This window comes from Nocardioides humi, assembly GCF_006494775.1.
GTDB classification, from domain to species: domain Bacteria; phylum Actinomycetota; class Actinomycetes; order Propionibacteriales; family Nocardioidaceae; genus Nocardioides; species Nocardioides humi.
The window spans coordinates 5964902-5986541 of the sequence record NZ_CP041146.1; the positions used below are offsets into that span (position 1 = coordinate 5964902).

Annotated in this window: 23 protein-coding genes, 1 pseudogene and 1 riboswitch; of the genes and pseudogenes, 15 read left to right on the forward strand and 9 right to left on the reverse strand. The window is 73.6% G+C overall.

Translation table 11 applies throughout. The annotated features are described in order from the left end of the window. Nucleotides 1-9 precede the first annotated feature (9 nt). The 4 genes and pseudogenes from FIV44_RS28765 to FIV44_RS33750 all read left to right on the forward strand — a co-directional run. A complete protein-coding gene (locus FIV44_RS28765) occupies nucleotides 10-609 on the forward strand; it encodes a MerR family transcriptional regulator (protein WP_246086688.1) in 600 nt (199 codons plus the stop codon). 24 nt (nucleotides 610-633) lie between these two features. After that, nucleotides 634-724: riboswitch (glycine riboswitch) on the forward strand. Between the two features lie 80 nt (nucleotides 725-804). Next, nucleotides 805-3642, forward strand: coding sequence for an aminomethyl-transferring glycine dehydrogenase (gcvP, locus tag FIV44_RS28770; protein WP_141007429.1), 2838 nt, complete (start codon nucleotides 805-807; stop codon nucleotides 3640-3642). Beyond that, nucleotides 3639-4952, forward strand: a complete 1314-nt coding sequence (locus tag FIV44_RS28775) for a serine hydrolase domain-containing protein (protein ID WP_141007430.1) — start codon at nucleotides 3639-3641, stop codon at nucleotides 4950-4952. The genes gcvP and FIV44_RS28775 overlap by 4 nt, the downstream gene beginning before the upstream one ends. 103 nt (nucleotides 4953-5055) lie before the next feature. Further along, nucleotides 5056-5229 (forward strand): annotated as a pseudogene (locus tag FIV44_RS33750) (acyl-CoA thioesterase domain-containing protein); the annotation flags it as partial. Here the strand turns inward: FIV44_RS33750 and FIV44_RS32890 are convergent. Further along, entirely contained in the window at nucleotides 5148-5459 is a 312-nt protein-coding gene (locus FIV44_RS32890; RefSeq protein ID WP_246086689.1) for a hypothetical protein, read from the reverse strand. The pseudogene FIV44_RS33750 and the gene FIV44_RS32890 sit on opposite strands and share 82 nt — an antisense overlap. A gap of 27 nt (nucleotides 5460-5486) precedes the next feature. On the opposite strand from FIV44_RS32890, the gene FIV44_RS32895 reads away from it, so the two are divergent. Beyond that, a complete protein-coding gene (locus FIV44_RS32895; RefSeq protein WP_246086690.1) occupies nucleotides 5487-5801 on the forward strand; it encodes a thioesterase family protein in 315 nt (104 codons plus the stop codon). A gap of 255 nt (nucleotides 5802-6056) precedes the next feature. Here the strand turns inward: FIV44_RS32895 and FIV44_RS28785 are convergent, their stop codons facing one another. From FIV44_RS28785 to pepN, 4 genes are all read right to left on the reverse strand, one after another. Then, nucleotides 6057-7415 carry a DNA recombination protein RmuC gene (locus tag FIV44_RS28785; RefSeq protein ID WP_141007431.1) on the reverse strand — a complete coding sequence of 453 codons (1359 nt, stop codon included), beginning with the start codon at nucleotides 7413-7415 and terminating at the stop codon, nucleotides 6057-6059. 223 nt (nucleotides 7416-7638) lie between these two features. Next, nucleotides 7639-8163 carry a hypothetical protein gene (locus FIV44_RS30955; RefSeq protein WP_181411274.1) on the reverse strand — a complete coding sequence of 175 codons (525 nt, stop codon included), beginning with the start codon at nucleotides 8161-8163 and terminating at the stop codon, nucleotides 7639-7641. Nucleotides 8164-8482: 319 nt separating this feature from the next. Further along, nucleotides 8483-9304, reverse strand: coding sequence for a formate dehydrogenase accessory sulfurtransferase FdhD (locus FIV44_RS28795; protein ID WP_246086691.1), 822 nt, complete (start codon nucleotides 9302-9304; stop codon nucleotides 8483-8485). Then, on the reverse strand, nucleotides 9301-11733 hold the full coding sequence (gene pepN / locus FIV44_RS28800; protein WP_141007433.1) for an aminopeptidase N: 2433 nt from the start codon (nucleotides 11731-11733) through the stop codon (nucleotides 9301-9303). Before pepN ends, FIV44_RS28795 begins: the two co-directional genes overlap by 4 nt. A 72-nt stretch (nucleotides 11734-11805) precedes the next feature. On the opposite strand from pepN, the gene FIV44_RS28805 reads away from it, so the two are divergent. Next, nucleotides 11806-12705, forward strand: a complete 900-nt coding sequence (locus FIV44_RS28805) for an SDR family NAD(P)-dependent oxidoreductase (RefSeq protein ID WP_141007434.1) — start codon at nucleotides 11806-11808, stop codon at nucleotides 12703-12705. On the opposite strand, the gene FIV44_RS28810 is transcribed toward FIV44_RS28805, so the two are convergent. Further along, on the reverse strand, nucleotides 12692-13468 hold the full coding sequence (locus FIV44_RS28810) for a peptidylprolyl isomerase (RefSeq protein WP_141007435.1): 777 nt from the start codon (nucleotides 13466-13468) through the stop codon (nucleotides 12692-12694). The two genes, FIV44_RS28805 and FIV44_RS28810, sit on opposite strands and share 14 nt — an antisense overlap. A 51-nt stretch (nucleotides 13469-13519) precedes the next feature. Between FIV44_RS28810 and FIV44_RS28815 the strand changes: the two genes are divergently transcribed. The 8 genes from FIV44_RS28815 to FIV44_RS32905 all read left to right on the forward strand — a co-directional run bounded on the left by FIV44_RS28815 (nucleotide 13520) and on the right by FIV44_RS32905 (nucleotide 17544). Beyond that, complete coding sequence (locus tag FIV44_RS28815; protein WP_141007436.1) at nucleotides 13520-14386, forward strand: LLM class F420-dependent oxidoreductase; 867 nt, start codon at nucleotides 13520-13522, stop codon at nucleotides 14384-14386. Nucleotides 14387-14399: 13 nt separating this feature from the next. Further along, nucleotides 14400-14693: an antibiotic biosynthesis monooxygenase family protein gene (locus FIV44_RS28820; protein WP_141007437.1), complete on the forward strand. Its 294-nt coding sequence runs from the start codon at nucleotides 14400-14402 to the stop codon at nucleotides 14691-14693. 21 nt (nucleotides 14694-14714) lie between these two features. After that, nucleotides 14715-15350: an HD domain-containing protein gene (locus tag FIV44_RS28825; protein WP_141007438.1), complete on the forward strand. Its 636-nt coding sequence runs from the start codon at nucleotides 14715-14717 to the stop codon at nucleotides 15348-15350. Then, entirely contained in the window at nucleotides 15347-15904 is a 558-nt protein-coding gene (locus FIV44_RS28830) for a mycothiol transferase (RefSeq protein WP_246086692.1), read from the forward strand. Before FIV44_RS28825 ends, FIV44_RS28830 begins: the two co-directional genes overlap by 4 nt. Before the next feature lie 471 nt (nucleotides 15905-16375). Then, nucleotides 16376-16573, forward strand: a complete 198-nt coding sequence (locus tag FIV44_RS28835; RefSeq protein WP_141007440.1) for a hypothetical protein — start codon at nucleotides 16376-16378, stop codon at nucleotides 16571-16573. After that, the gene (locus tag FIV44_RS28840) at nucleotides 16557-16895 is read left to right on the forward strand and encodes a type II toxin-antitoxin system PemK/MazF family toxin (RefSeq protein WP_141007441.1); all 339 of its coding nucleotides are present in this window, start codon (nucleotides 16557-16559) and stop codon (nucleotides 16893-16895) included. The genes FIV44_RS28835 and FIV44_RS28840 overlap by 17 nt, the downstream gene beginning before the upstream one ends. A 56-nt stretch (nucleotides 16896-16951) precedes the next feature. Further along, nucleotides 16952-17242 (forward strand): LOG family protein, encoded by a 291-nt coding sequence (locus tag FIV44_RS32900; RefSeq protein WP_246086693.1) that lies wholly within the window; start codon nucleotides 16952-16954, stop codon nucleotides 17240-17242. After that, nucleotides 17164-17544, forward strand: coding sequence for an LOG family protein (locus tag FIV44_RS32905; protein WP_246086694.1), 381 nt, complete (start codon nucleotides 17164-17166; stop codon nucleotides 17542-17544). The genes FIV44_RS32900 and FIV44_RS32905 overlap by 79 nt, the downstream gene beginning before the upstream one ends. A gap of 55 nt (nucleotides 17545-17599) precedes the next feature. Here FIV44_RS32905 and FIV44_RS28850 read toward each other — a convergent pair whose 3' ends face one another. The 3 genes from FIV44_RS28850 to FIV44_RS28860 all read right to left on the reverse strand — a co-directional run bounded on the left by FIV44_RS28850 (nucleotide 17600) and on the right by FIV44_RS28860 (nucleotide 19320). Then, nucleotides 17600-18022 (reverse strand): DUF3224 domain-containing protein, encoded by a 423-nt coding sequence (locus tag FIV44_RS28850; protein ID WP_141007442.1) that lies wholly within the window; start codon nucleotides 18020-18022, stop codon nucleotides 17600-17602. Nucleotides 18023-18077: 55 nt separating this feature from the next. Next, nucleotides 18078-18764 carry an SDR family oxidoreductase gene (locus FIV44_RS28855; RefSeq protein ID WP_141007443.1) on the reverse strand — a complete coding sequence of 229 codons (687 nt, stop codon included), beginning with the start codon at nucleotides 18762-18764 and terminating at the stop codon, nucleotides 18078-18080. 94 nt (nucleotides 18765-18858) lie between these two features. Then, nucleotides 18859-19320 carry a VOC family protein gene (locus FIV44_RS28860; RefSeq protein WP_141007444.1) on the reverse strand — a complete coding sequence of 154 codons (462 nt, stop codon included), beginning with the start codon at nucleotides 19318-19320 and terminating at the stop codon, nucleotides 18859-18861. Nucleotides 19321-19455: 135 nt separating this feature from the next. Here FIV44_RS28860 and helR point away from each other — a divergent pair, with 135 nt between their 5' ends. Further along, nucleotides 19456-21624: an RNA polymerase recycling motor ATPase HelR gene (gene helR, locus FIV44_RS28865; RefSeq protein WP_141007445.1), complete on the forward strand. Its 2169-nt coding sequence runs from the start codon at nucleotides 19456-19458 to the stop codon at nucleotides 21622-21624. Nucleotides 21625-21640: the final 16 nt, after the last annotated feature.

Below are 21640 nucleotides of genomic sequence, written 5' to 3' on the forward strand. Positions count from 1 at the left end.
GGAGGATCCGTGAACGAGCAGCAGCCCGAGAAGGTCGGTCAGGACGCGACCGCGGCGACTGCTGCCGCCGAGGAGCAGGGCCTCCTCTTCACCGACGACGTCTCCCCGCTGCCCAGCGACCTCGGGTACCGCGGCCCCACCGCGTGCAACGCCGCCGGCATCACCTACCGCCAGCTCGACTACTGGGCCCGCACCGGCCTGATCGAGCCGAGCGTGCGGGGCGCCAAGGGCTCCGGCTCGCAGCGGCTCTACAGCTTCCGCGACATCCTGATCCTCAAGATCATCAAGCGGCTCCTCGACGCCGGCATCTCGCTGCAGCAGATCCGCACCGCCGTCGGCCACCTCCGCGAGCGGGGCACCGACGACCTCACCCAGGTCACCCTGATGAGCGACGGCTCCTCGGTCTACGAGTGCACCAGCAACGACGAGGTCATCGACCTCCTCCAGGGCGGGCAGGGCGTGTTCGGCATCGCCATCGGCGGCGTCTGGCGCGAGATCGAGGGCACGCTGGCCCAGCTGCCGAGCGAGCACGCCAACGAGGCGGACCCCGACGTCCCGGTCGCCGGCGACGAGCTCGCCGCGCGCCGTGCCGCCCGCAGTGTCGGCTGATTGCCTGTAGGCTGTACCCGCTGTCGATGCTGCACGGGAGAGTCAGGCCCCGTGCCTGCGCCGAAGGGGCAATCCCTCCCCGGAACCTCTCAGGCGCCAGGACCGTGCGGAGCAGGCAACTCTGAAGGTGCGATGACGCGCTGACAGAGGGGGAGGGCTCGAAAGTCTTCGATCCCTGAGGAAGCCTGCCTGCTCATGAGCGCACCGTTCGACTCTGCCCCCTTCGTCCGGCGTCACATCGGTCCCGACGACGCCCAGGTCGAGGCCATGCTCGACCGCCTCGGTCACCCGTCCCTGGACGCGCTGATGGAGGCGGCCGTGCCGAAGTCCATCCGGTCCACCGACCCGCTCGGCCTGCCCGCCGGCGTCGACGAGGAGACCGCGGCCGCCGAGCTCCGGGCGCTGGCCGCGGCCAATGTCCCCGGCGAGGCGATGATCGGGCTCGGCTACCACGCCACCGTGACGCCCGCGGTGATCCGCCGCAACCTGCTGGAGGACCCGAGCTGGTACACCGCCTACACGCCGTACCAGCCGGAGATCTCGCAGGGCCGGCTCGAGGCGCTGATCAACTTCCAGACCATGGTCGCCGACCTGACCGGGCTCACCACCGCCGGCTCGTCGCTGCTCGACGAGGGTACGGCGGCCGCCGAGGCGGTCGCGCTGGCCTTCCGCGCCAACCGGAAGGCCTCCGGTCCGTTCGTCGTCGACGCCGACGCGCTCCCGCAGACCATCGACGTGGTCCGCACCCGCGCCGAGGGCCTCGGCATCGAGATCGTCGTCGCCGACCTGTCGGCCGGGCTGCCCGACGGCGAGGTGTCCGGTGTGCTCGTCCAGTACCCCGGGGCGTCCGGCCGCGTCGCCGACATCCGGCCGGTCGTCGAGGCCGTGCACGAGCGCGGGGGCCTCGCGGTCGTCGCCGCGGACCTGCTCGCGCTCACCCTGCTCGAGGCGCCCGGCACGCTCGGCGCCGACGTGGTCGTCGGCTCGGCGCAGCGCTTCGGCGTCCCGCTCTTCTACGGTGGCCCGCACGCCGGCTTCATCGCCGTCCGCGAGGGCCTGGAGCGGCAGCTGCCCGGCCGCCTGGTCGGCGTCTCGGTCGACGCGGAGGGGCGCCCGGCGTACCGGCTCGCGCTGCAGACCCGCGAGCAGCACATCCGCCGCGACAAGGCGACGTCCAACATCTGCACCGCGCAGGTGCTGCTCGCCGTGACCGCCGGGATGTACGCCGTCTACCACGGCCCCGAGGGGCTGAAGGCGATCGCGGGCGACATCCACACGCTGGCCGGCCGTGCCGCCGCGTCACTGAGCCGCGCCGGCTTCGAGCTGGTCGGCGACACCTTCTTCGACACGCTGCAGGTGCGGGTCCCCGGGCGCGCCGGCGAGATCGTGGCGGCCGCGCGGGCCGAGGGCGTGCACCTGCGGCAGGTCGACGAGGACGTCGTCGGCATCTCCTTCGGGGAGACCGCCGGCGCGCCGACCCTGCGCGCGCTGCACACCGCCCTCGGTGTGGCGCCGGCCGCGACCGAGCCGCTGGCCGGCATCCCGGACGCGCAGCGTCGGACGACCGACTTCCTCACCCACCCGGTGTTCAACACCCACCACAACGAGACCTCGATGCTGCGCTATCTCGCGCGGCTCTCGAACCGCGACTACGCGCTCGACCGCGGGATGATCCCGCTCGGCTCGTGCACCATGAAGCTCAACGCGACCACCGAGATGGAGCCCATCTCGCTGGCCGGGTTCGCGAACCTGCACCCGTTCGTGCCCGCCGCGGACGCCGACGGCTACCGGCAGCTGATCGAGCAGCTCGAGGGCTGGCTCGCCGAGGTGACCGGCTACGACCGGGTCTCGATCCAGCCCAACGCCGGCGCCCAGGGCGAGTACGCCGGCATGCTCGCCATCCGCAACTACCACCGCGCCAACGGCCAGGGCCAGCGCGACGTGTGCCTGATCCCGTCCTCGGCCCACGGCACCAACCCGGCGTCGGCGGTGATGGCCGGCATGAAGGTGGTCGTGGTCAAGGCCAACGACGACGGCACCGTCGACCTCGACGACCTGCGCGCCAAGTGCGCGCAGCACGCCGAGACCCTCGCCGCGATCATGGTGACCTACCCGTCGACCCACGGCGTCTACGAGGAGACCATCACCGAGCTGTGCGATGTCGTCCACGAGCACGGCGGCCAGGTCTACATCGACGGCGCGAACTTCAACGCGCTGCTCGGCTACGCCGCGCCCGGCCGGTTCGGCGGCGACGTCTCGCACCTCAACCTGCACAAGACCTTCTGCATCCCGCACGGCGGCGGCGGCCCGGGCGTCGGGCCGGTCGCGGTGCGCGCCCACCTGGCGCCGTACCTGCCGACGCACCCGCTGCACCCCGACGCGGACCGCCGCGAGGGCACCGGCGCGATCAGCGCCGCACCGTTCGGCTCGGCCGGCATCCTGCCGATCTCGTGGGCCTACATCCGGATGATGGGCGGCGCGGGCCTGACCCGTGCCACCGCGGTCGCGGTGCTGTCGGCCAACTACGTCGCCGCGCGGCTCGGCGAGCACTTCCCGGTGCTCTACCGCGGCGACTCCGGGCTGGTCGCCCACGAGTGCATCCTCGACCTGCGCCCGATCACCGCCGCGACCGGCGTGTCCGTCGACGACGTGGCCAAGCGGCTCATCGACTACGGCTTCCACGCGCCGACCATGTCCTTCCCCGTCGCCGGCACCCTGATGGTGGAGCCGACCGAGTCCGAGGACCTGGCCGAGCTGGACCGGTTCTGCGACGCGATGATCGCGATCAAGGGCGAGATCGACCGGGTCGCCGCGGGGGAGTGGGACGTCGACGCCTCGCCGCTGCGCCACGCGCCGCACACCGCCCGCGCGCTCGTCGGCGACTGGGACCGCGGGTACTCCCGCGAGATCGCGGTCTTCCCGGCCGGCATCACGCCGGACAAGTACTGGCCGCCGGTGGCCCGGATCGACCAGGCCTACGGCGACCGCAACCTGGTCTGCGCCTGCCCACCGCTGGACGCCTACGCCGAGTGAGCGCTCCGTACGACGACGCGCTGGCCGCGCTCCAGGGCGCCGGCCGGCTGCCGTCGGTGTCGGCGGCGGTCGCCCGCGACGGAGAGCCGGTCTGGTCGGGCTGCGTCTCGGTGCTGCCGGGGATCACGGCGGACTCGGCGTACCGGATCGGCTCGATCACCAAGACCCTGACCGCGGTGCTCGTGCTGCAGCTGCGGGACGAGGGCCGGCTCGGCCTCGACGACCCGATCGGGCGGTTCGTGCCGGACACGGGCTATCGGTCGGTCACCTTGCGGGAGCTGCTTGCCCACACCGGCGGGTTGCAGAGCGAGCCCGCCGGGCCGTGGTGGGAGCGGGTCGACGGCGGGTCCTTCGCCGCGCTGACGGCCGCCAACGACGGCTCCGGCCGGGTGGCCGCGGCGGGGGAGTACTACCACTACTCCAACCTGGGCTTCGCGCTGCTGGGCGAGGTGGTCGCTCGGCTCCGCGGGGCGTCGTGGTGGGAGGTGGTGCAGCAGCGGCTGCTCGCTCCGCTCGGCATGACCCGGACGTCGTACCGGCCGCCGGAGGACCACGCGCCCGGCCGCAGCGTCGACCACTTCGCCCACACCCTGAGCGCCGAGCCGCACACCGACACCGGCGCGATGGCGGCGGCCGGGCAGCTGTGGAGCACCGTCGGCGACCTGCTCCGCTGGGCGGACCTCCTCGCGACCGGCCATCCCGACGTCCTCGCCGCGGCGACGCTGGCCGAGATGGCCACGCCGAGCGCCCTCGCAGCCGACTACGGGCTCGGGCTCCGGGTGCTGCGCTCCGGTGGGCGCACCCTGGTCGGCCACACCGGCTCGATGCCCGGCTTCCAGGCGTCGCTGTTCGTCGATCGCGACACCCGCGACGCCGTCGCCGTGCTCGCGAACGCCACCACCGGGCTCGACACCGACGGCGTGCCGTGGGTGCTGCTGGATCCGTCGTCGCCGGTCCCGGTCGACGAGCCGTGGCAGCCGTCGGCCCGGCCGCTCCCGGCGCCGGTCGTGGACGTCCTGGGTGTGTGGTTCTGGGGCAACACCGCCCTCGGCCTGGAATGGGTCCGCTCGGAGCTCGTCGTCCGGGACCTGCGCACCGGGGCGGTCGAGGACCGGTTCCGCCTCGACGGCGACCGATTCGTCGGCACCGTGGGCTACCACCGTGGCGAGAGCCTGCACCTGCGCCGACGTGCCGACGGCAGCGTCGGCCACCTGGAGTGCGCGACCTTCGTGTGGACCCGGAGCCCGTACGACCCGGACGCGCCGATCCCCGGGGGTCCTGCGCCGGCGGCGCCACCGGACCGGGCATGATGCTCCCGTGGACGAGAACACGTTCCAGTTCGCCTGGTTCCAGCTGTCCGAGGCGGGCTTCGACCCGCTGCCGCTCGCGCAGAGCCTGTGGCGCGACGACCAGATGCACGGCGTGGCCGTCAGCGGGCTGCTCGCCCGGGCGCTCGAGCACGCCGTCATCGACGCCGGGCGGACCGGGCTGGTCCCGGCGCGCTATCACGTCGACCTGTTCCGGCCGGCCCGGATGACCACGACCACCGCCTCGGCCCGGATCGTGCGCGAGGGACCGCGGCTGGTCCTGCTCGACGCCGTGGTCGAGCAGGACGGCGAGGTCGTCGCCCGGGCGGGCGCCACCTTCCTGGCGTCCTCCGCGGCGGCACCGGGCCAGGTGTGGTCGGCTCCGGGGGAGCGGCCCACGCCTCCGCCCGCCGCCCTGCTGCCGGAGCCCGGCGAGCACCACGTCCCGATCTTCGCCAGCGCCGCCCCTGGTCGGACAGCTTCGGCGACCACCAGAACGCCGGCCGGCACCAGACCTGGCAGACCGCCATCCCGATCGTGTACGGCGAGGAGTGCACCCCGTTCCAGGCCGTGGCGTCGATCGCCGACGCCACCAGCATGGTCACCAACTGGGGCGACCGCGGCGTCGAGCACATCAACACCGACATCGACCTCGCCCTGTGCCGGCTCCCCGACAGCAGCCGGCTCGGGCTGCGCGCGACCGACCACGTCGCGGCCGACGGGATCGCGGTCGGCACCGCCGAGGTCTTCGACAGCACCGGCCCGATCGGCACCGCCACGGTCACCTCGCTCGCCAACACCCGCCGCACGGTCGACCTCTCCGCCGGCGTGGAGCCGCGCGGCACCGCCTGAGGCCGTCCGGCCGGGCGCCGCAGGCGCCGGACGGGACACCCCGCGCGGCGATGTCGGGGTGCCGTCGGCGTCTGCGGGGCATTCCGTGTCCGCGGCCGAGAGGCGCCGACGGCGGGGTCCTCGCTCCGAGCCGCGCGGGGTGTCCCGGTAGGCGCCGGAGGCGGCCGGACGGACGGCCCGACCCGGTGCCGCGCGGACAGGCGGGTCGGCGAGATCGCCCGGGCGTGACTCAGCCCGCCTCGGACCCGGGCCGATTCAGCCCGCCTGGGAGTCGTCCACGATCTCGGCGTCGACGGTGCCGGGCAGGTCGAAGTCGAAGGCGAGCTCCTCGCGCTCCAGGTCGGCGAGCGCGGAGAACTCGCTCGAGGTGAGCGCCTTGGGGGACTCCTCGACCTCCTTCGGGGCGGGGATCGTGGCGATCGGGTCGGCCGCGTTGAGCTTGCGGGCGGCGGGCAGGACCGAGCGCTCCAGCGAGCCGGTGAAGGCGTTGTAGTCCTTCACGCTGCGCTGCAGGGAGCGGCCGAGCTTGTCGACGTGCTCGGACAGCTTGAGGATGCGCCGGTAGAGCACCTGGCCGAGCTCGAAGAGCACCTGGGCGTCCTCGGTGAGCGCCTCCTGCTTCCAGGTGAACGCCACGGTCTTCAGCATGCCCCACAGGTTGGTGGGGGTGGCGAGGACGATGCCGTGGGAGAAGGCGTGCTCCATCAGGGACGGGTCGACCTCGAGCGCGGCGTTGAGGAGCTGCTCGTTGGGGATGAAGGCGACCGTGAACTCCGGGCTGACCGCGAGGCCGGTCCAGTAGCCCTTGCGCGCCAGCGCGTCGACGTGGCCGCGCACCTTGCGGGCGTGGTCCTCGAGGAGCCGCTGGCGCACCTCCGGCTCGATGCCCTCGCGCTGGGCGTCCATGAACGCGTTGTAGGGCACCTTCGCGTCGATCGCCATCTGCTTGCCGCCGGGCAGGTTGATCACCATGTCGGGACGGCGGGCGCCGGAGTCGGCCTCGACAGAGTGCTGCAGGTCGAAGTCGACCCGGTTGAGCAGGCCGGCGGTCTCGACCAGGGTGCGCAGCTGGGTCTCGCCCCAGGCACCGCGGACCGCGTTGTTCTTCAGCACCGAGGCGAGCGTGTCGGCCGCCTTGCGGGAGTCCTCGACCGAGCGCTGGGTGTGCTTGATCTGGGTGGCGAGCTCGGTGTGCTGGCGCACCCGCGCCTTCTCGAGCTCGTCGACCTTCTGCTGCATCGAGCGGAGGTGCTCGACCACCGGCGTGAGCGTCTTGAGGACCTGGGTCTGCCCGGCCTCGCCGCGCTCCCGCTCACGCTGCGCCTGGCGCTGCTGCTCGACGAGGGCGCGGTACTGCCCGCGGGCCTCCTCGACCGCCTCGCGGAGCTGGTCGACCCTCGCCTGGGCGCTGGCCAGCTCGGCCTCGACAGCGGCACGGGCCTCCGCCTCCTCGGCCCGCAGCCGGGACAGGGCGAGCTCGTGACGGGCCTCGGCGAGCGCGGGGTCCTCGACCTCGGGGGCCGGCTCGGGCGCCGGCGTGGTGGCCTGGCGCACCGCCCAGCCGACCCCTGCGCCGAGCAGGAGACCGACGAGGAGCGCGAGGAGGATGGCCATGGGAGCAGTCAAACAGGAGGGTGCGACAGAACCCGACGGGCACGCCGTCGGGCGAGGAATCGCAGCCGGAGGAGAGGGGCCGCGTTCCCGAGATTGCCGAGATTGTCGGAGACGCGCTTGACCTATATTTCGAACGTATGTTCCCATAAGACGAGGCCGGAGCAACACTCCTCGTGCGGCTGATGGCTCCGGCTCGACCACGCACAGGCGTGGTCGCCTCTCCTCACAGGTGCCTGCCCACGAGACGTGAGGACCCGTTGAAGGTTCCTGGGTCCGCGCTGCTCGAAGGAGGGCGGTCGTGTCGGTCGCCACTCTGGTTGCGCCGCATCCGATCGTGGGCTCCGCGGCCGAGATGCGCGGCGCGTTGGCCGGGTTGGCAGACACGCAGCCGGTGTTCATGACGGTCGCGGAGAAGGAGACTGCGCTGGTCGAGCTCGGTCGGATCGAGGCCCAGGTCGCCGAACTCAAGGCCCGGATCCTGGCTGCGAGCGATGACGTCGCCGACGCCCACGGCGCTCGGGACGTGGCGGCTTGGCTGGCCCACGTCACCCAGGCCGACCCCATGGCCACCCGTGCCGAGCTGCGCTTGGCCAAGGCCCTGGAACGGCGGACGGGCGTGGCGGACGGCATGCGGACGGGCGGGGTGTCGCGAGCCCAGGCGCAGGTGATCGTTGCGGCCGTCGAGGAGCTGCCCGCCGACCTCGGCCCAGCACTGGCGTGCGAGGCCGCCGAGTGGCCTGTCAGGCATCGATCATCCCCGTCGTACTCGGCGGAGACGCAGAGATCCTCGACGCCGGGCGGGCCCAGCGGCTGTTCACCCGGGCCCAGCGGCGGGCGCTACGGCTACGCGACCGGCGGTGCCGAGCCGAGGGCTGCACGATTCCCGCCGCCTGGACCGAGGCCCACCACCTCCACCCCTGGTCGACCGGCGGGTCCACCGATCTCGCCAACCATCAGCCTCTGCTCACACCATCACCACCGCATCCACGACCGCGCCCACGACCACCGGATGCTGCCCAGCGGACATCCGCTTCCACCGACGCACATAGGTCACAAGCCAGAGGACGTCAGGTGTAGCGGACGGTCCGCTCGCCCTTGGTCCAGCCGTAGAGTGCCAGCCCGCCGGCCTCGGCCAGCCGGACCGAGAGACCGGTCGGGGCGCCGACCGCGACGAGGGCGCCGATGCCGCTGGCGACCGCCTTCTGGACCAGCTCGAACCCGGCCCGGCCGCTGATGACCAGCGCCGCCTCCGCGGGGGCCGCGCCGGCGAGCAGCCGGGAGCCGACCACCTTGTCGACGGCGTTGTGCCGGCCCACGTCCTCCCGGACGGCGACCAGCGACCCGTCCGCCGTGAACAGTCCGGCCGCGTGGGCGCTGCCGGTCCGCTCGAAGAGCTGCTGGCGGGGGCGCATCAGGTCCGGCAGCGCCCGGACCAGGTCGCCGGAGGGGAGCGGCCCCGACCAGGGGAGCGAGGGCCGGCGGGCCAGCACCTCGTCCACCTCGTCGGTGCCGCACACCCCGCAGGCCGCCGAGCCCGCGCTGAGCGCGTCGAGCTGGCTCGGCACCCGCGGCGGCGGCTCCGCCAGGGTGACCGTGACGACGTTGAACTCCTGCTCGGGGCGCAGCTCCACGTCGGTGCAGTAGGCGACGCCGGCGGGACGGCCGAGCCCCTCGTGGTGCACCCAGCCGGCGGCGAGCTCGAAGTCGTGGCCGGGGGTGCGCAGCGTCGTCCACACCCGCCGCGCCGGGGAGCCGGGCCAGGCGAGCCGGATCTCGAGCGGCTCCTCGGTGAGCACCCGGTCCTCGTGCCGGCGTACGTCGTCGCCCCGGTGCTCCTCGACCCGCAGCCGCGTGGTCGGTCCCGGCCGCCGGGCCTTCACCTCCGTCACGGCAGCACCGCCCGCCGTCGGCGGAGCTCGTCCAGTCGGTCGGCCAGCCGCCGTCGTACGGCGCCGGGGAGGTCCTGCTCCAGGGCGGCCGCCGCGGCCGCCTCGGTCGCGTCGTCGAGGTGGGTGATCGGGAAGAACGCCTCGACGACGTCGCCCTGGACCCAGCCCTGATGGGCGGCGACGATCTCACCGAGCCGCTCGAAGTAGGCCTCGGCGAAGGGCGCGGTGACCGCGCGCTGTCCCGCCTGCCACATGCCGATGCCGGCCGCCTTGACCTCGTAGTTGGGCACCGAGACCTCGCCGGTCGCCCGGGCCCAGGCGAACTCCTTGGCTTCACTGGACGGCAGCGACGCGACGGCCCGGGCGTGGTGCACGGTCGTGGACCCGCTGCGCTCCTCCTCGAGCGCGGCGTCGAGGGCGGCCCGGTCGGTGGCGCCGAGCTCGGCCAGCCGGCGCCGTGCCTTCCAGCGCAGGTCGCTGTCGTCGGCGACGCCCTCCGGCAGGTCCGCGCCGGCCGCCCAGCGCTCCAGCTCGCCCGGATCGGCCGCGGACAGCACGGTCGCCCGGAAGGCGGACAGCTGGAGCTCGGACGCCGGCTCCGCCGCCTCGGCGACGGCACGCACGGCGGCATGGAAGCGCTCGGTCGTCCCGGCCGGGGCGAGCGGCAGCACGGTGTCGAGCACCCACGGCAGCAGGTTGCGGGCGCCGTCGGAGGTGTCCTCGACCGGGGGAGCGGTCGCGAGCAGGTCGGCGATCCGGGAGAGCGGGACGACCCCCTCGAAGAGACCGAGCCGGACGCTGTTCCACATCGTGGCGCGCAGCTGCGGATCGGTCATCGTCGGCGCGAGCCCGGGCAGGGCGGCGAGGGTCGCGGCGTCCGGCGGGCTCACCGCCCAGGTCGTCTCGGTCGCGTCGAGGAGCACCGGCGCGTCCCCGACGGCGAGCGGCGTCGCCGGGCCGTCGACGACGAGCGCCTGCCGGGTCCAGCCGTCGGGCCCGTGGACGGCGACCTCGATCTCGTGGCGCCGGTCGGCGGGATGTGCCGCCGGAGAGGTGCGACGGACCACGCCGGCCGCGCGGTCGAGCTCGAGCCGGTCCGCACCGGGGGTGAGCAGCCAGTCCTTGACGAACCCGTCGAGGCCGCCGCCGCCCGCGGCCCGCTCCCAGCTGGCGAACAGGTCGTGCATCGTCGCGTTGCCGAACCGGTGCAGCTCGAAGTGCTCCCGCACGCCGCCGAGGAACGCGTCGTCGCCGAGCCGGTGGGCCAGCTGGCGCAGCACATTGCAGCCGCGGGCATAGGAGATGCCGTCGAAGTTCTGCAGCGCCGAGAGCGCGTCCTCCGCGGCGTTGCCCGCGACCGGGTGGGTGGTCGGGCGCTGGTCGGCGGTGATGCCCCACGCGCGGCGGGCGTAGGACTGGTGCAGCCAGGCGTCGTCGTACTCCGTGGCGTCGGCGATCACCCGGTAGCCCATGTACTCGGCGAAGGACTCGTTGAGCCACAGGTCGTCCCACCACCGCGGCGTGACCAGGTTGCCGAACCACTGGTGCGCCATCTCGTGCGCGACCAGCGCGGCCCGGAAGCTGCGGTCGGCGCGGGTGCTGCTGCCCTCGAACAGGAACGGGTCGCGGACCGTGACGCAGCCCGGGTTCTCCATCGCCCCGGCGTTGAACTCCGGCACGAACGCCTGGTGGTAGTCGCCGAAGGGGTAGCGGATCCCGAACAGCCGGTGCAGCTCGTCGAACGACTGCCGGGTCAGCGTGAACAGCTCGTCGGCCTCCCGCTCCAGCGTCGCGGCCAGGCTCTGCCGGGCGCTGAGACCGAGCCGGATGCCGTCGTGCTCGGCGCTCAGCCGGTGGTAGGGACCGGCGACCAGCGTGACGAAGTACGTCGCCAGCGGGGGCGTCGGGCCGAGCTCCCACTGCCGCGCCGCCCCCTCGGACCCGGTCTCGCGGGCGGGCGCGTTGCCGACGACCAGCCAGTCGGCCGGCGCCGTCACCCGCATCGTGTACGGCGCCTTGAGGTCCGGCTGGTCGAAGCACGCGAAGACCGACGGCGCCGCGTCCATGAACGACATGCCGTAGACGTAGGCCCGCCCGTCGGCCGGGTCCACCGACCGGTGCAGCCCCTCGCCGTCGTTGCGGAAGCCCATCGTCGCCTCGACCACCAGCTCCTGGTCGCCGGCGTCGAGCTCCAGCGGGACCCGGCCGTCGGCCAGCAGCGCGGGGTCGATCGCCCGCCCGTCGAGCCGGACGGCGTGCAGCGCGCGCGGCTTCACGTCGACGAAGGTGGCGGTGCCCTCGCTGCGGAACCGGATCGTGGTGCGGGACGCGAACACGTCGTCGGCGAGCGTCAGGTCCAGCTCGACGTCGTACGACGCCACGGCGAGCACGCCCGCCCGGTGCTCGGCTTCTGCGCGGGTGAGGCTCATCCGGCCAGCGTAGTAGCGCGTCGCAGCTAGAACGCAGTCCGGCGCCCGAGCGGATGTGGGATGGTTCGGGGCATGCGCCCGTGGATCCAGGTGCGGCCCCAGGCCGGTCGGCGGTACGTCATCACCGGGGCCAACGGCGGCCTGGGCCTGGAGACCGCTCGGATCCTGGGCTCCCGCGGCGCCGAGGTGGTGCTGGCTTGCCGCAGCGTGGCGAAGGCGGAGACGGCCGCCCGCACGGTGCCCGGCCACGACCGGGGCCGGGTGGAGGTCCGGCAGGTCGACGTCAGCGACCTCGCCTCGGTCCGCGCGTTCGCGGCCGGCCTCCTCGACGACGGCCGGCCGGTCGACGTACTGGTCAACAACGCCGGCGTCCTCGGCGTCCCGCACGCCGTGACGCCCGAGGGCGTCGAGATGCACTTCGCGACCAACTACCTGGGCCACTTCCTGCTCACGCGGGCCCTGCTGCCGCTGCTGACGGACCGGGTGGTGGTGGTCAGCTCCCGCGAGCACCGCTCCGGGCGGCTCGACCTCGACGACCTCGGCTGGCAGCGCCGCCCCTACCGCCCGTTCCGGGCGTACGGCGACTCGAAGCTCGCCGACCTGCTCTTCATGCGCGAGCTGGACCGGCGGCTGCGGGCGGAGGGCTCGCCGCTGCGGGCGGTCGCCGCCCACCCGGGCTCGTCCGCGACGGGCATCACCAGCGGCTCCGGCCATCCGGTGGTCACCGCGATCGGGCACTACGGGCAGCGGCTGGTCGGCATGCCGGCCTGGCGCGGCGCCCTCTGCACCGTCTACGCCGCGACGATGGACATCCCCGGGGGCACGTACATCGGCCCGCACGGCCGGTCCGAGATGTGGGGCTGGCCCGCGCCGGCCCGGATGTCGCGGAGGGCCGACGACGAGGCGCTGGCGCGGGCGCTGTGGGAGCGGTCGGTCGCGCTGACCGGCGCCCCCGACCTCAGCCGACCTTGATGCTCTCGAAGGTCACCGGGGTGTTCGGGCGGCCGCCGCCGCTCTGCGCCCAGTAGCCGTCGTTGCCGCTGGCGGTCGCCTTCTTCAGGGTCGCCAGGGAGTCGGCGTCGAGGTGTCCCCAGACGGTGTAGTCGGGCGGGAACTGCGAGTCGCCGAAGACGATGAAGAACTGGCCGCCGCCGGAGTCGGGCGCGCTCGTCTTGGCCATGGCGAGGGTGCCGGCCTCGTAGGTCTCGGTGCCGTCGAGCTCGTCCGGGATGGTGTAGCCGGGGCCGCCGGTGCCCGTCTTCGGGTCGGCCTCGGCGGCGGCCGGGTCGAAGTACGGATCGCCGCACTGCAGGAACTCGAAGCCCGGGTCGTTGCCCTGGCGGTGGCAGGACGTGCCGTCGTAGTAGCCCTGCTCGGCCAGCGACGCGAAGGACTGGACGGTGCACGGCGCCCGGTCGGCGTCGAGGGTCAGCGTCAGCTCGCCGATCGAGGTCTGGAGGACGGCCGGGACCTGGCCGGTGTACGCCGGCGCGGCGGCCGGCGGGTCGACGTCGCGCGCCGCCTCGCCGTTCTCGACGTAGTTGCACTGGCCGCCGGCGGCGTCGGTCGAGCCGTCCGTGCCGGTGCCGTCGGTGCCGTCGGTGGTCGTCGCGTCCGCGGAGGGCGTGGTCGCGTCGCCCGCCCCGGTGTCGTCGGCGGTGGAGTCGTCGCCGCAGGCGGACAGGGAGGCGAGCAGCAGCAGGGCCGGGACACCGGCGAGCAGGCGAGAGCGCATGGGCCGCATGGTACGCAGCGCACCCGAGCCCTCCGGGCGTAGGTTGGCGCCATGGACCTGGGCATCCACTACGCGAGCTTCAGTCACCCCGACCGGGAGCGGCGGCTCGCCGCCCGGCTGGCCGGCACCGCGCGGATCGCGGACGAGGGCGGCATCTCCCTGTTCACCGTGATGGACCACTACTTCCAGATGGAGGTCTCGGGCGGGCCGTCCGAGCCGATGCTGGAGGGCTACACGACCCTCGGCTTCCTCGCCGGCCGCACCGAGCGGATCGACCTCGGCCTGCTCGTCACGGGGGTGACCTACCGGCATCCCGGCCTGCTCGCGAAGATCGTCACGACCCTCGACGTGCTGTCCGGCGGCCGCGCCTGGCTCGGCATCGGCGCCGCCTGGTACGACCGCGAGCACGCCGGGCTCGGCGTACCCTTCCCGCCGGTGGCCGAGCGCTTCGAGCGGCTCGAGGAGACGCTGCGGATCTGCGACCGGATGTGGAGCGACGACGACGGCCCGTTCGAGGGCGAGCACTACCGCCTCGCCGAGACGATCTGCGTGCCACCGCCGGTCCGCGGCCGGGTGCCGGTGATGGTCGGCGGGCAGGGGGAGCGCAAGACCCTGCGCCTGGTGGCCCAGTACGCCGACGCCTGCAACCTGTTCACCGGCGAGGGCGTCGACGGCGTGGCCGGCAAGCTCGAGGTGCTGCGCCGCCACTGCGACGAGGCCGGGCGCGACTACGACGAGATCCGCAAGACCATCCTGTGGTTCGGCGACCCGGTGGCCGAGCTGGACCGGTTCGAGCGCGAGATGGAGCAGTACGCCGCCCTCGGTGTCACGCTGGCCGCGCTGATGCCGCCCACCGACGATCCCGAGGCGTGGGCGGCGGCGCTCGTCGAGCAGGTGCTGCCGCGGGTCAGCGGTTGATCGGGGTCGCGCAATGATCCTCGAGCACGCCGTCCTGCCCGTCCTGCCCGGCCGGGAGGAGGAGTTCGAGGCGGCCTTCCGCCAGGCGCGACCGATCATCGCGTCCATGCCGGGCTTCCGCAGCCTGGCCCTGCGCCGGTCGCTCGAGACGCCGAGCCACTACCTGCTGCTCGTCGAGTGGGACACCCTCGAGGACCACACCGAGGGCTTCCGCGGCTCGCCGCAGTACGACGAGTGGCGGGCGCTGCTGCACCGGTTCTACGACCCGTTCCCGGTCGTGGAGCACTTCGTCGACGTACCCCTGTAGGTCGATGGCAGGGTGGGGGCCATGGACGACGACGCCCTGATCATCGACCGCCAGCCCCTGCCCGCCGGCATCCCGGAGCGACTCGCGGCCCAGCTGCGCTTCGTCGCCGAGGCCGACAAGCTCAAGACCGTGCTGCGCGCCTCGCCCCTGGCCGCCGCCGAGCGCCGCGAGAACGACGCCGAGCACTCCTGGCACCTCGCGCTCATGGTGATCCTCCTCGCGGAGTACGCCGACGAGCCGATCGACGTCGGCCACGCCATGAGGCTCGTCGTGATCCACGACCTGGTCGAGATCTACGCGGGGGACAGCCCGGTGTTCGTGCCCGGCGCCGACGGCGACCAGCAGGAGCGGGAGGCCGCTGCCGCGGACCGGCTGTTCGGGCTGCTGCCGCCGGACCAGGCGGGGGAGATGCGCGCCCTGTGGGACGAGTTCGAGGCCGGCCTGACCCCCGAGGCCCGGTTCGGCAAGGCGATGGACCGGCTCGAGCCGATGCTGCTGAACTGGCTCGCCGGCGGCGGCACGTGGGGGATGCCCGGTGCGTCGGAGGCCGCCGTGCGCGCCCGGGAGGCGGGCGTCGTCGCCGCGTCGACCTCGCTCGGCGACGTGGCCGGGCTCCTCGTCGACGAGGGCCTGCGCCGCGGATGGATCCGGCCGTGAGCGCGCCCGACCGCTGGACCAAGGCCACCGTCCACCCCGACATGTGGCTCGACGCCGACGACGACCCGCGCGAGGTCGACGGCCCGAGCGCCGAGGGGGAGCGGGCCACCCTGGTCGACTACCTGCGCAACTACCGGCTCACCCTGCTCCTCAAGTGCGAGGGCCTCGACGCCGAGCAGCTGGCCCGCCGCTCGGTCCCGCCGTCGACGCTCTCGCTGCTCGGCCTGCTCCGCCACCTGGCCGAGGTCGAGCGCGACTGGCGCAACTGGATCACCACCGGCGACCCCGAGCCCGGCCTGTACGGCGAGCCCGACGGTGACTTCGACGGCGCGGTCGGCGAGGACGACGTCGTCGCGGCGGCCTACGCCGACCTCGCCCGGGAGCAGGCCGCGACCGACGCTGCGCTTGCTGCCTGGGAGGACCTGTCCGAGCACGTCGGCCGCGAGCGGATCGCCGTACGGGACCTGATGGTGCACCGGATCGAGGAGTACGCCCGGCACTGCGGGCACGCCGACCTGCTGCGCGAGTGCGTCGACGGGCGGGTGGGGCAGTAGCGTCGGCGGGTGACTCAGGTCGGCAGCATCGTGCCAGCATGAGGCACGGCGGTGGCGCCTGCAGACCTGCTCGTTCGGGCGGCCCGGCGTGACGCTCTGCGTACGACCATTGAACGCTTTGGCTAGACCACAGAGGGTCGGTCGATCTGCCAGTACCGCAAGCCAACCGCGTCGAAGCGCGACTCCAGCGCCTCCAGGCCGTCCGTCTCGGCCCAGCCGCCGACCGACGCACAGGACCACACGTCTCCAGCTGCCGCGGGCGCCGCACTGAAGGACCCGGAAATGCGGATTGTGCTCACGGATCGGGCCGACAGGCCATGTGAAGATGTCGATCGAGCGACCCACGAAGAAGCAGGGACATTGAGGCGTAATGACATAATGTCACTTATCGGCGGTTTGACACCACGGATCTCACGGGCCTCCCGAGCACGGCTGTAGACGGTCTTGTCTACAGTTCGTACGATCGATGTCATGGGTGAGACGACGACGATCCGCATCAGCAGGAAGACGCACGCGACGGTGACCCGGCTGGCCACCGAGCGCCACGAGACCATCGACGAGACGGTGAGCCGAGCGATTCGCGCCCTCCGCCAGGACTCCATGGCTCGCGACCTCGCGACCGAGCTCACCGACGACGAGACCGCGTGGCTTGATGCTGACGCCGGGTGACGTCGTCGACCTCGACCTCGGTGTACCCAGCGGGAGCGAGGCAGGGCTCCGTCGGCCAGCGGTCGTGGTGACGGCCGCGCGGGTCTTACGGGGTGGGCCGAACGTGGTTCAGGTCGTGCCATTGACCCGCACCGTTCGCCCGAGCGGCGCCGAGGTGATCATCGATCCCGACGAGCTGAATCGTCTCGATGCGAGGTCGTCGGCGCAGTGCCAGCATGTGCGCTCCGTGGCCACCACCCGGATCCGTGAGCGGACGGGAAATGTCGGTCCGGTGCTTCTCGGCGAGGTGCGCGAGACCCTCGCGCTGCTGCTGGACCTGTGACGACTCCGCGTGTTGCCCCACGGAGAAGGTCGAGCGCCACTCCCTAGACTCACCGCGTGAGCCAGGCCATCCGACGCGTCGCGGTCTTCTGCGGTTCCAGCCCGGGCATCGACCCCACTTGGTCACGTCGGTCGTACGACGTGGGCCGGGGGCTGGCCGAGCGCGGCATCGGGCTGGTCTACGGGGCGGGCGGCTACGGCCTGATGCGGGAGGTGTCGCAGGGCGCGCTGGACGCCGGTGGCGAGGTGCTCGGCGTGATCCCCGGTCGATGGTCGAGCGGGAATGGGGGCGGTCGGACCTCACCGAGCTGCACATCGTGGACACCATGCACGAGCGCAAGGCGATGATGGCCGAGCTCGCCGACGCCTTCCTGTGCCTCCCGGGCGGCCTCGGCACGCTGGAGGAGATCATCGAGGTCTGGAGCTGGCGCCACATCGGGTTCAACGACGACCCGGTCGGCTTCCTCGACGTCGAGGGGTTCTGGACTCCCCTGCTCGATGCGCTCGGCGGCCTGGTCGACGCCGGCTTCGTACGCCGTGAGGTGCTCGACGACGTCGTGGTGGCCGACGATCTGGACGAGGCGCTCGCCGGGCTCGCGGCCCGGCGGGGCGCCGCCATCGCGGACAAGCTGCCGAGCGGCGGCAGCTGAGCCGACGGGGCGCGACGCTGGGCACCAGACCAGCATCGCGCCCGTCGGGTAGCGATCAGCCGGGCAGCGTGTACTCGATCTCGACGTGGTGCGTGCCGTCCGCGTCGACGACGAGCGACCCGGAGCCGGTGATGCCGACCAGCTCGCCGGTGCCGCTGTCCGGCACGATCACGAAGTGCTCGTCGTAGCGGTCGGTGCCGCGGGTGGACGCGGCGTGGACGAAGCCGAAGGTCCCGGTGCGCTCGCCCAGGGTGCCCTCGAAGGACTCGACGGCGGCGTACGAGCCGGCGCCGGTCGCCTCGTTGAGGCCGCCCACGAACCAGGTGACCGAGCGGCCGGCGAGGTCGCCGGCGAAGGTCTTCACCATGGCGGCCAGGCCGGTAGGCGCGGCGGTCACGGGAACGGCCAGGTCGCCCACGACGGCGGGCAGCTCGACGGGCGTCCAGTCGGAGACGGTGAAGGTGGCGGCGGCTCGCATGGAGCGCAGGCTACGCAGGCCCGGGCCGGCGCCGATTGAACGAACCCGACACCGGTCAGCGTCCGCCGGACACGTCCAGCGCCGCCCCGGTCGTGTACGACGACTGGTCGTCCAGCAGCCAGCAGATCGCCGCCGCCGCCTCGGTGGGCGTCCCCGGCCGCCCCAGCGGGACCGACGGCGCCAGCCGGGCCAGCCGGTCCGGCTCGCCGTTGCGGGCGTGGATCTCGGTGTCGATCAGCCCGAGCCGGACGCTGTTGACCCGGATGCCCTGCCCGGCGGTCTCCACGGCGAGACCACGCGTGATCGTGTCGACGGCGGCCTTGGCGCCGGCGTAGTCGACGTACTCCCCCGGCGCGCCGAGCACCGCGGCGCGGGAGGAGACGTTCACGACGGCACCGCCCGCTCCCCCGCGCTCGGTCGACATCCGCCGCACCGCCTCACGGGCGCAGAGCAGCACGCCGAGGACATTGACCTCCAGCACCCGGCGGATCCGGTCGGCGCGCAGGTCGGCGACCGTGGAGGTGGGCGCCACGATCCCGGCGTTGTTGACCAGGCCGCGCAGCGGGCCGGCCTCGGCCGGCAGCGACCCGAAGACCCGCTCGACCTGGTGCTCGTCGCTCACGTCGAGCTCGGCCGCGCCGGCCCACACGCCCGCCGCCGAGCAGTCGGCGACCACCGCCTGCGCGGCGGAGGGATCCGTCCGGTAGGTCACCAGCACGCTCCAGCCGGCCTCGGCCAGCATCCGCGCCGTCGCCGCGCCGATCCCCGGCTGCCTCCCGTCACCACCGCCAGTCGCCGCTCCATGCCGCGACGCTATCCCGACCTCGCTCCCCACCTCAGTCGAGACAGAACTCGTTGCCCTCCGGGTCGGCCATCACGAGGTGGCCGGCGCCCATCGGCGGCTCGGGATCGTGCCGCTCGAGGCGGCGCGCGCCCAGCGCGACCAGCCGCTCGCACTCCGCCTCCAGGGCGGCCATCCGCTCCTCGCCCGCCAGCCCGGGCGCGGCCCGGATGTCGAGGTGGACGCGGTTCTTCGCGACCTTGTCCTCGGGGACCCGCTGGAAGAACACCCGCGGCCCGCCGCCGTCGGGGTCCTCGATGGCGGAGCGCTCGTTGCGCCCCTCCTCGGGGACGCCGATCCGCGCGAGGAACTCGTCCCACGCCGCGAGCGGGTCTGCGCCGGCGGGCAGGTCGACACCGGGCGGCCCGGGATGGACGTAGCCGAGCACGTCGCGCCAGAAGGACGACAACGCGCGCGGGTCGTGGCAGTCGAAGGTGATCTGGAGGTCTCGGCTCATGCCGACCTTCCTACCGGGAGGCACCGACACTCCTCCTCCCTCTCCAAGGTATAGCGCACAGGGGGTCTTGCGGCAAGGCCCCGGAGAGGGGCAGAATCCCGGGCTCCGGGCCACGAGACAGGCCGCAGACACCCCATGGGAGCTGACGATTTGACCCACGCGACGTCCCGCGCGTTCGACCTCCACGACCACCCCGCCAAGGCCGATCCGGCGCTCATCGCCGCCGACGAGGCCCACTTCGCCGCCATCGAGACCAGCCTCGCGCGCACCGTCGCCGAGCTCGAGAACCGGCTCGCCGACGTACGACGCCAGCCCGGCGGCACCGGGCAGGAGGCGATGGACCGCGACCTCGAGGTGCACCGGCTCGGCACCCGGCTGAGGGCGCTGCGCCGCTACCGGCTCGACCTCTGCCTCGGCCGGATGACGTACGACGGCACCGGGGAGGTGGTCCACATCGGCCGGTTCGGCCTCACCGACGCCGACGGCCGGCGGCTCCTCGTCGACTGGCGCTCCCCCGCCGCCGAGCCCTTCTTCGGCGCCACCCACGGCAACCCGATGGGCCTGGCCGCCCGGCGCCGGTACCGCTGGACCGCCGGCCGGGTCACCGACTACTGGGACGAGGTCTTCACCGGAGCCGACACCGCCAGCCCCGCCCTCGACGACCAGTCCGCGTTCATCGCCAGCCTCGGCAGCAGCCGCTCGGAGCGGATGCGCGACGTGCTCGCCACCCTCCAGGCCGACCAGGACGCCATCATCCGGGCGGGCAGTCGCGGCACCCTCGTCGTCGACGGCGGCCCCGGAACCGGCAAGACGGTCGTCGCCCTGCACCGCGCCGCCTACCTGCTGTACGCCGACCCGCGACTCGCCGACGGCCGCGGCGGCGTGCTCTTCGTCGGCCCGCACGAGCCCTATCTCGCCTATGTCGCCGACGTGCTGCCGAGCCTGGGCGAGGAGGGCGTGCTGACCTGCACGGTGCGCAACCTCGTCGCCGAGGGCGCGAGCGCGGTCGAGGAGACCGATCCCGAGGTGACCCGGCTGAAGACGGACGCGGCCATGGTCGGCGCCATCGAGCCCGCGGTGCGGCTCTACGAGGAGCCGCCGACGGAGGGCATGGTGGTCGAGACCGACTGGTCGGAGGTCTGGCTGAGCGCGAGCGACTGGGCCGAGGCGTTCGGGGCGCCGGACCCCGGGACGCCCCACAACGAGGCCCGGGACCAGGTCTGGGACGCGCTGCTCGACATCCTCGTCGACAAGCACGACGAGACCGACGTGAGCCCCGAGCAGGTACGACGCTCCCTGCGGCGCAACGCCGACCTCGTGGACGCCGTGAACCGGGCCTGGCCGATGATCGAGCCGACCGACCTGGTCGGCGACCTGTGGGAGGTGCCGGCGTACCTGCGCCACTGCGCGCCCTGGCTCTCCCCCGACGACGTGCGCGCGCTGCGGCGTACCGCTCCCCAGGCGTGGACCGTCGCGGACCTCCCCCTGCTCGACGCCGCCCGGGCCCGCCTCGGCGACCCGGAGGTCGCGCGCACCCGGCGCCGCCGTGACGCGGCCGCGGCGGCCGAGCGGGAGGAGATGGACCGCGTGGTCGACCACCTGATCGCCACCGACGACTCGGACATGATGATCATGTCGATGCTGCGCGGGGCCGACCTGCGCGGCGCCCTCGCGACCGACGCCGGGGTGCCCGCGGCCGACCCGGACCGGTATGCCGGCCCGTTCGCCCATGTCGTCGTCGACGAGGCCCAGGAGCTCACCGACGCGGAGTGGCAGATGCTGCTGCGCCGCTGCCCGTCGCGCAGCCTCACCGTCGTCGGCGACCGCGCGCAGGCCCGGCACGGCTTCGCGGAGCCCTGGACCGAGCGGCTGGAGCGGGTCGGTCTGCACGACATCACCAGGGCCGAGCTGACGATCAACTACCGCACGCCCGCCGAGGTGATGGACGCCGCGGCGCCGGTGATCCGCGCGGTGCTGCCCGACGCCAATGTGCCGACCTCGGTGCGCAGCACCGGCGTCCCCGTCCGGTACGGCGACCGGGCCGACCTCGCCGGGATCGTCGACGACTGGCTGGCCGCGCACGCCGAGGGCACGGTCTGCGTGATCGGCGATCTCACCTTCGCCAACGCCGCCCGGGTGCGCTCCCTCGACCCGGTCCACGCGAAGGGACTGGAGTTCGACCTGGTGGTGCTCGTCGACCCCGACGCGCTCGGGACCGGCATCGAGGGCGCGGTCGACCGCTATGTCGCGATGACCCGGGCCACCCAGGAGCTGGTGGTGCTCAGAGATTCCGCAGGTAGGTGACGCCCGCTGCGCGCCG

Excerpts from the sequence above, each read along its gene's own strand:
- FIV44_RS28810 (WP_141007435.1), bottom strand. The coding sequence starts at position 13,468 with ATGCGCTCTCGCCTGCTCGCCGGTGTCCCGGCCCTGCTGCTGCTCGCC.
- FIV44_RS28825 (WP_141007438.1), top strand. The coding sequence starts at position 14,715 with ATGGACGACGACGCCCTGATCATCGACCGCCAGCCCCTGCCCGCCGGC.
- FIV44_RS28805 (WP_141007434.1), top strand. The coding sequence starts at position 11,806 with ATGCGCCCGTGGATCCAGGTGCGGCCCCAGGCCGGTCGGCGGTACGTC.
- pepN (WP_141007433.1), bottom strand. The coding sequence starts at position 11,733 with ATGAGCCTCACCCGCGCAGAAGCCGAGCACCGGGCGGGCGTGCTCGCC.
- FIV44_RS28820 (WP_141007437.1), top strand. The coding sequence starts at position 14,400 with ATGATCCTCGAGCACGCCGTCCTGCCCGTCCTGCCCGGCCGGGAGGAG.
- FIV44_RS28860 (WP_141007444.1), bottom strand. The coding sequence starts at position 19,320 with ATGAGCCGAGACCTCCAGATCACCTTCGACTGCCACGACCCGCGCGCG.
- FIV44_RS30955 (WP_181411274.1), bottom strand. The coding sequence starts at position 8,163 with ATGCCTGACAGGCCACTCGGCGGCCTCGCACGCCAGTGCTGGGCCGAG.
- FIV44_RS28850 (WP_141007442.1), bottom strand. The coding sequence starts at position 18,022 with ATGCGAGCCGCCGCCACCTTCACCGTCTCCGACTGGACGCCCGTCGAG.
- FIV44_RS28835 (WP_141007440.1), top strand. The coding sequence starts at position 16,376 with ATGGGTGAGACGACGACGATCCGCATCAGCAGGAAGACGCACGCGACG.
- FIV44_RS28840 (WP_141007441.1), top strand. The coding sequence starts at position 16,557 with ATGCTGACGCCGGGTGACGTCGTCGACCTCGACCTCGGTGTACCCAGC.
- helR (WP_141007445.1), top strand. The coding sequence starts at position 19,456 with ATGGGAGCTGACGATTTGACCCACGCGACGTCCCGCGCGTTCGACCTC.
- FIV44_RS28815 (WP_141007436.1), top strand. The coding sequence starts at position 13,520 with ATGGACCTGGGCATCCACTACGCGAGCTTCAGTCACCCCGACCGGGAG.
- FIV44_RS32905 (WP_246086694.1), top strand. The coding sequence starts at position 17,164 with ATGGTCGAGCGGGAATGGGGGCGGTCGGACCTCACCGAGCTGCACATC.
- gcvP (WP_141007429.1), top strand. The coding sequence starts at position 805 with ATGAGCGCACCGTTCGACTCTGCCCCCTTCGTCCGGCGTCACATCGGT.
- FIV44_RS28785 (WP_141007431.1), bottom strand. The coding sequence starts at position 7,415 with ATGGCCATCCTCCTCGCGCTCCTCGTCGGTCTCCTGCTCGGCGCAGGG.
- FIV44_RS28855 (WP_141007443.1), bottom strand. The coding sequence starts at position 18,764 with ATGCTGGCCGAGGCCGGCTGGAGCGTGCTGGTGACCTACCGGACGGAT.